6 protein-coding genes are annotated in these 6,223 nt (G+C 36.3%); 5 read left to right on the forward strand and 1 reads right to left on the reverse strand.

The window, feature by feature from the left end; genetic code table 11:
- Both AC3DU7_RS21780 and AC3DU7_RS21785 read left to right on the forward strand, forming a co-directional pair.
- Positions 1 to 1,307 (forward strand): serine/threonine protein kinase (locus AC3DU7_RS21780; protein ID WP_488041398.1); only part of this gene is annotated, 1,307 nt, incomplete at its 5' end.
- Between the two features lie 280 nt (positions 1,308 to 1,587).
- Complete coding sequence (locus tag AC3DU7_RS21785; RefSeq protein WP_488041399.1) at positions 1,588 to 2,436, forward strand: alpha/beta fold hydrolase; 849 nt, start codon at positions 1,588 to 1,590, stop codon at positions 2,434 to 2,436.
- 286 nt (positions 2,437 to 2,722) lie between these two features.
- Here the strand turns inward: AC3DU7_RS21785 and AC3DU7_RS21790 are convergent, their stop codons facing one another.
- The gene (locus AC3DU7_RS21790) at positions 2,723 to 2,887 is read right to left on the reverse strand and encodes a hypothetical protein (RefSeq protein WP_488041400.1); all 165 of its coding nucleotides are present in this window, start codon (positions 2,885 to 2,887) and stop codon (positions 2,723 to 2,725) included.
- 153 nt (positions 2,888 to 3,040) lie between these two features.
- Between AC3DU7_RS21790 and AC3DU7_RS21795 the strand changes: the two genes are divergently transcribed.
- The 3 genes from AC3DU7_RS21795 to AC3DU7_RS21805 all read left to right on the forward strand — a co-directional run bounded on the left by AC3DU7_RS21795 (position 3,041) and on the right by AC3DU7_RS21805 (position 6,215).
- Entirely contained in the window at positions 3,041 to 3,835 is a 795-nt protein-coding gene (locus tag AC3DU7_RS21795) for an SDR family NAD(P)-dependent oxidoreductase (protein WP_488041401.1), read from the forward strand.
- A 249-nt stretch (positions 3,836 to 4,084) separates the two neighbouring features.
- Positions 4,085 to 4,531, forward strand: coding sequence for a photosystem II protein PsbQ (gene psbQ, locus AC3DU7_RS21800; RefSeq protein WP_488041402.1), 447 nt, complete (start codon positions 4,085 to 4,087; stop codon positions 4,529 to 4,531).
- Positions 4,532 to 5,042: 511 nt separating this feature from the next.
- Positions 5,043 to 6,215 (forward strand): NAD(P)/FAD-dependent oxidoreductase, encoded by a 1,173-nt coding sequence (locus AC3DU7_RS21805; protein ID WP_488041403.1) that lies wholly within the window; start codon positions 5,043 to 5,045, stop codon positions 6,213 to 6,215.
- Positions 6,216 to 6,223 lie beyond the last annotated feature (8 nt).

The following is a 6,223-nucleotide window of genomic DNA, read 5'->3' on the forward strand; positions in this document are numbered from 1 at the left end:
TAACTCATCGTTCCCCAGATGAATTACCTCAAAAAAGAATGAAAATAGATATTCGTTCTTGTTTAGAAATTTCACCAGAATTTATGAATTGGTTAGAAGTAATATATGAAGCAGAAGACCTGACAAATTATCAGCGAGTAGCACTGAAAGCTGTTTCTTTACAACAAACAAAAGACTGGAAAATATTAGAACTTTTTGAGCGGGAAGCTAAAGTCATCGCCAATTTGCATCATCCTCAAATTCCCAAATATTTGAATTATTTTTATATTGATACAGAGCAAGATAGATGCTTTTATTTAATTCGTGAATTAGTGTGGGGAAATTCCTTAGCAAATTGGGTGAAAAAAGGTTGGCATCCGACAGAAATACAAGTTAAAAATCTTGCGATTCAAATTTTGAACATTCTCAGTTATTTACATCAATTAAATCCGCCAATAATTCACCGGGATATTAAACCAGAAAATATTATTTTACAACCTGATAGTCAAGTATTTTTAGTAGATTTTGGGGCAGTTAAAGATATTTATCGAAATACAATGTCTTTGAGTGGAACCTTTGTCGGAACTATTGGATATATGCCACCAGAACAGTTACAAGGAAAAGCTTATTGTGCATCAGATTTATATAGTTTAGGTGCAACTTTACTGTATTTATTAACTCATCGTTCCCCAGATGAATTACCTCAAAAAAGAATGAAAATAGATATTCGCTCTTGTGTGAAAATTTCACCAGAATTTATGAATTGGTTAGAAGTAATATTAGAACCGATTTGGGAAGATAGATTTCAGTGGGCAACAGCAGCTTTGAATGTACTTAGTAATCATTCAGAAATGATTTACTCTTCTGAATCTCTGACTAAATCTGGTCATAAGAATAAGATAAAAAGTCTAGTTACTCTGGAACAAACATCTACAAGTTTAATTATTAATATTCCACCTTTAAAAAATCTAGAAGTTGGTAAAAATGAAAAAGTTTTGCTTGTTTTATTATTATCAATAACCTTTGTGTATAATGTTTTGTCTTCATTATATTCACCACTTTTTGGTGTTTCTTTGACTTTTGGCATCTTTTTATTATTATTTCAATTGAACTATAAAACTCAGATTAAAATCAATAAAGATGAGTTTTCAATTGACTGGAGATGTTGGGTATTTAATCGTAAAATAGTAGGTAAAGTAGAAGAAACTGCCAAATTTAAAAAAGGTATTAGACTTGCCTATTCCCTTTTAAGTCAAAGAGAAAAAAGATGGCTAGATGCTGAAATCAATAATTTTCTGGAAAAATTAGAATTACCAAAAAAACTGTAAAAACCAGAAAAAAAGTTATTAGATTAATGAATTATTTGGTAAATCACGCTTTAATTATTATTACCTAACAATACTATCATCCCAAATCCTGCTTTATACCTTACCGAATTGTAAGTAGTATTTCCAAATAATATTTAAGATATTAATTCCTGAATAGTTAACTATTTTATAAGTAGTTATTTTTCCTACAAAAAAATTAGTTTAATCCTATCCCAATCAATTATTCCAATAAAATGATATAATCCTCAAGCTAATCTAGTAAAAAAATTTATCAAAACAAGTGTCAATTGAGAAAAAAAATATACAAGTCGGTTCTCTAGAATGGTTTTATCGGGAAGCTAAACCCGATAATGAAACAGATAAATTACCAATTTTACTATTACATGGATTTCCTGCTCAAAGTCATAGTTGGACTGCTATGATGCCCGAATTAGCTGAAGCAGGTTATCGAGCGATCGCTCCAGACTGGATAGGTTGTGGTTTATCCCCTAAATTAGATAAACGAGATTTTTCTTACAAACCAGAAGCTTTTATTCAGGCTTTAGCAAAATTAATTAATGCTCTAGAAATTGAACGATTTTATCTAGTTATTCAAGGATTTTTAGGTTCCGTTGGTTTACAATATGCTCTGCAAAATCGAGAAAAGATTGAGCGTTTAACTATTTTAAATACACCACTTTCTTCTACAGCAAAATTACCTTGGCAAATGAAACAATTAGGCATTCCTTTAGTTGGTGATATGCTAGTTCAAGACCCTCTATTTGTTGATAGAACTTTAGAAAAAGGCAGTTGTTTAACAGTTGCTGATGAAGATTTAGATGTCTATCGTAGTCCTTATCTAAAAAGTTCTGCTGCTGGTAGATCCGTATCAGCAATTGTGCAAAATTTAGACTTAAAAAACTCAATGACAGAAATTGAATCTGGCTTTAAAGGGTGGCAACAACCAACATTAATTGTTTGGGGAACTAAAGACCCTTGGTTAGATGTTAGTCAAGCTGAAAATTTAGTTAATATTTGTGAAAATGGAAAGTTAGTTAAATTAGCAGAAGCTGGACATTATCCTCAAGAACATTGGTCTGGAGATATTACAGATGAACTACTGTTATTTTTGAGGAGGCAAGAAGTTTAGCTTTCCGGCGTGGAATAAATGAAGGCAGAAGGTAGGAGGAAAGAAAAGGTTAGAAGAGAAAAGGTTTTTTATCAAAATAACATGGGTCTAAAACCCCACCTTTTAACGCGTAATATTTTTGGAGCGAAGCTCAAATCCCCTACTTCCCCTCCTGGGAGGGGCAGGGGTGGGTTAACTTCTGACTCTCTTGGTGCGCGTTCCCTCTCTTGGTCGGCGTTCCGCAAGCGAGCTGGCATCGTCGCGGGGTCCGACCGCTTGCGTCTAGCCTCTTCCGGAGGAGCTAAAGCTAACGCCGACGCGGGGTCGCACCGCTTCTGACTTCTGACTTCCTTAAGGCATCGAAATGGTTTTTTAAAGGGCTACCTAATTGTTGCTCAAATGCTTGGAGAATACGGGCTGGCATGACACCTCTAATACCACCACCGTCCAAACACAGAATACGAAAAGTCATAATATTATTATCTCCGGTATTTATTTTAATTAATTTACCAAAAATTATTGAAATTTCATTATTTAATAAAATTTATATTCCTTTATACTATCATTAATTATGTAATGTAATTTTATAACTTTACTTTACATAGTTAATCTCAGATCGAATAAAATGAAAACTGCATTAATTACAGGTGCTTCTTCTGGAATAGGTGAAATTTTTGCCAAAGAATTAGCAAGTCGAAAAACTAACTTAGTATTAGTAGCTCGTTCAGAAGATAAACTACAAAAATTAGCCAATGAATTACAATATCAATATCAAATTCAGGCTGATGTAATAGTCCAAGATTTAACAGCACCAGCAGCAACAAATTCTGTATTTGAGATAGTTTCTCAGAAAGGATTAACTATAGATTTATTAGTAAATAATGCTGGTTTTGGTGACTATGGAGATTTTACAGAGAGACCTCTAGAAAAGCTGGTTAATATGATTCAATTAAATATTACTGCTTTAGTAGAATTAACGCATTTATTTTTACCTAGAATGCAACAAAATAAGTCTGGGGCAATCATTAATGTTTCTTCTCTCGGTGGTTTTCAACCTTTACCTTATATGTCAGTTTATGGTGCAACAAAGGCATTTGTTTTAAGTTTTAGTGAGGCATTGTGGGCAGAAAATCAAGATTCAGGAGTGAAGATATTAGCACTTTGCCCTGGACCAACAGAATCAGAATTTTTCCAAAGAGCAGAATTTCCTCAATCTGTAGGTGGATCTTCTATGTCACAATTGACCCCTACAGAAGAAGTAGTAAAAGATGCTCTTCAAGCTTTAGAAAAAAATCAGTCTAATGTTGTGACAGGAGGCTTTTTAAATCAGGTAATTGTTAATATTTCCCGTCTTTTCCCACGAGAAACTTTAGTCAGTGTGGTAGAAAAACAGTTTAGAAGTATTAAGCAAAACAAATAATATCATGTCCGCAATTAGGTGGTAGGTGTAAATTCAAGAGGGAACACTGGAAACCAAGCAGAAATTTGGGATATTACTTCTTAGGTTCGATTAATATCACTTCTGACTTCTGACTTTTGACTTCTGACTTTAGTGAAACGGTATTAATCATCCGGACATAGTATAAGTAAATATACTCCCCTTGCCAAAATGGTCGTTTCCATTTTTAATCTTAAGATGAAATATTAAATTTAGTCGATCAAGAAAGAGATGATGTTAAATAAACGCTCAATAGTAGCATGGATGATGGCGCTGTTAGTAGCGTTTTTGGCAAGTTGTGGCTCTCCTGCTCCACCGCCAACCTACTCAGATGCTGAATTACAACAAATTGAACAGTACACGACCAAAATAGTCGCTGTACGCGATCGCATGGATGAACTAAACACCTTAATTCAAAAAGGTGATTGGGTAAATGTAGATACATTTATTCATGGGCCTCTAGGAGACTTGCGGAGCAAGACTAACTATTTGACCCAAAGTTTATTATTGCCAAAAGATAAAGCACCTGTGTCGGATGCAGCAAAAGAAGTATTTCAGGACTTAGAAGAAATTGACGTTGCAGCAGCAGCAGGTGACAAACTACAGGCTGCTGCTGAGTATAAAAAAGCAGTAGCAGATTTTGACACTTTCTTGGGTGTGATACCTAAAAGTAATTAAATAAGCGACCAGCATTCAGCAGTCAGCATTCAGCTATTGGTAGGGTGTGTTAGCGGTAGCGTTACGCACCTGAGCTATTGGTAGGGTGTGTTAGCGGTAGCGTTACGCACCTGAGCTATTGGTAGGGTGTGTTAGCGGTAGCGTTACGCACCTGAGCAAAATCCTAGTAAGTGACTGTGAGGTTTTCAATAAGAGTTGTTCTGCAATAGTGCTGTTGAACATTCTGCTTTCTCAAACTTAAAACCCTACACCCAACCATAAGTGTAGCGACGATAAATTTCAATATTGCTTGATGGGGTGCGTACTGCGTACCCCATATTAATTTCTACTTTAGGCGTTGCTGATTCTGGGTATGATTTTGCCCCCCGAGCAAGCCAATTTTGGGGGGAATAAAACTTTAAAAGTCCCCCAATTTTGGGGGATTTAGGGGGCTTTACCAGAACCAAACAATCGGACATTCATACTTAAATTCAGCAATGCCCTACTTTATAACTGATAACTGATAACTTAAATGACTCATATAGTAATTATTGGATGTGGAATTATTGGGGCATCGATCGCCTATCAATTGAGTAAAATTGAAGGGTTAAAAATTACGGTATTGGACAAACAAGCACCTGCTCAAGCTTCTACTGGTGCTGCTTTGGGGGTGTTGATGGGGGTAATTAGCCAAAAAGTTAAAGGCAGACCTTGGAAAATGAGGCGCATGAGCGTCCAGAGCTATCATAATTTAATTCCTGAGTTGGAAGCAAAAATAAATCGCCCTATTTCTCATAACCGTGATGGTATTTTGTTGTTGTGTTTGCCTGGGGATGACTTAGATAGATGGAAAAGATTGGTAGATATTCGGCAAGCAGATGGTTTACCATTGGAAATGTGGGATATTGCTCAATTGCGCGATCGCTCTCCTCAGATCGAGACATCTGAAGTTACAGCGGCTATTTATTCTCCTCAAGATTTGCAAATTAACCCGGTGGAGCTTACTTTAGCTTTAGTAGAAGCTGCTCAACAAAATGGGGTGAATTTTCATTTTGGAGTAACAGTTGCGGAATATAATACTATAGCGCTACGAAATAACGAATATCGTTGTCAGCAAATACGGACAAAAAGTCTAGACTCAACTAAAAAAGCTCCTGTTTTGGGGGATGTAAATTGGTTAGTTGTGGCTGCGGGGTTGGGGTCGTTGCCATGTTTGCAAGGAATAAAAGATGGTAATTTGAGGTCTCTACAACTGAAGCGTAAATCAAATCTTGACCAGAAATTTACTATTGTGCCAGTGTTAGGGCAAGCTCTACATCTGCAAGGGCGATCGCCTCTAGGAAATCTAGATTTTCAGCCAGTGATAACTGGGGATGATGTGCATATTGTACCAGTGGGGGAAAATGAATATTGGGTGGGAGCAACGGTAGAATTTCCTGATGATGTAGGTGAGGTGGTAGCAGACTCTAGTTTATTGGATAGGGTGATGGAAAGAGCTATTAGTTTTTGCCCGAGTTTGGCAGATGCAACGGTGTTAAGAAAATGGTCTGGTTTGCGGCCACGTCCGGAAGGTCAAGCAGCTCCTGCAGTGGGTTATTTGGAAGGGTTTCAAAATGTGTTGTTGGCAACAGGTCATTATCGGAATGGAGTGTTATTAGCTCCTGCAACAGCGGAAGCAGTAGAGAAAATGATTGTGAAAAAGTAAGGAAGAGG

Source organism: Okeania sp. (genome assembly GCF_983059655.1).